Genomic DNA, 807 nt, shown 5'->3' with positions numbered 1-807 from the left:
CTGGGGTGTCACCAACAGCCCAGCCGGGGGCGCCGCAGAGTCCCTGCCGTCCGGCGAAGTTGCCGTCCTCCCGCATGACGTGGAGTCGGCGTACCTGGCCGGCCCGGCGGCCTGTGGCGGCGCTGTAGCCGCGGTAGAAGGCCCTCACGACGACCGTTCCTCGGTGGCCTTGGCGATGCCCTCGCAGACGGCCCGGTCGGCGTCGCGCTTCTTGGCGTAGCGCCGGTTGGCGGCGCAGATCCGCTCCATGACTTCGGCTTCCGAGTTCAGCGCGGGGTCGGCCTCTTCGCGTTCCTTGCGGGCGGACCAGCACGGCGTGCACAGGAGCGGCTGTCGGTCGATGGCGCACCAGGGGCAGGTGAAGCCGCCTGCGCCGAGGTGGATGCCGCAGTTGGGCTCGTACAGGAAGACGGGCCGGGACTGGGCGCAGTTGTCGCAGCGGGTTTCGAGGGGCTTCGTGTCCATGGTGGTGTCCTCTCGTCTGCTGTACTGGAGGGGTGGGGCCCCGCCTGTTTGCGGCGGGCGGGACCCCGAAGGCGGATTACTGGTGGGGGCAGTCCTCGCAGAGGCCGTTGGCGTCCCACGGCCCGTTCGGGTCCTGACACGGCGGGCACGGTCCCGCGGGGGTGGTGGTGGCCGGGCCGGCCGCCAGCTCAGGCAGGGCGACTCCGGCCAGCTGGCCGTTGCGCCATGCGGCCATCACCTGGTCGCGGCCCGTCTTTCCGAACCGGACGCTGTGGGTGCGGGCGCTGGCAGGGGCGATGCTGACGCCCGGTACGTCGTGGATGACGCCGGTTTCCGGATCCG

General features: G+C 72.0%; 2 protein-coding genes. Both read right to left on the bottom strand.

The features are described from left to right. Nucleotides 1-144: 144 nt before the first annotated feature. Nucleotides 145-465: a hypothetical protein gene (locus tag ABD191_RS28970; RefSeq protein WP_030901151.1), complete on the bottom strand. Its 321-nt coding sequence runs from the start codon at nt 463-465 to the stop codon at nt 145-147. Between the two features lie 76 nt (nt 466-541). After that, the coding region (locus tag ABD191_RS28965) for a hypothetical protein (RefSeq protein ID WP_344089128.1) at nt 542-807 on the bottom strand (266 nt) is incomplete at its 5' end.

The sequence above is a fragment of the Luedemannella helvata genome (genome assembly GCF_039528415.1).
Taxonomy (GTDB): domain Bacteria; phylum Actinomycetota; class Actinomycetes; order Mycobacteriales; family Micromonosporaceae; genus Luedemannella; species Luedemannella helvata.
Note: the sequence above shows the minus strand (reverse complement) of the source record. Positions and strands in the feature narration are given on the sequence as shown.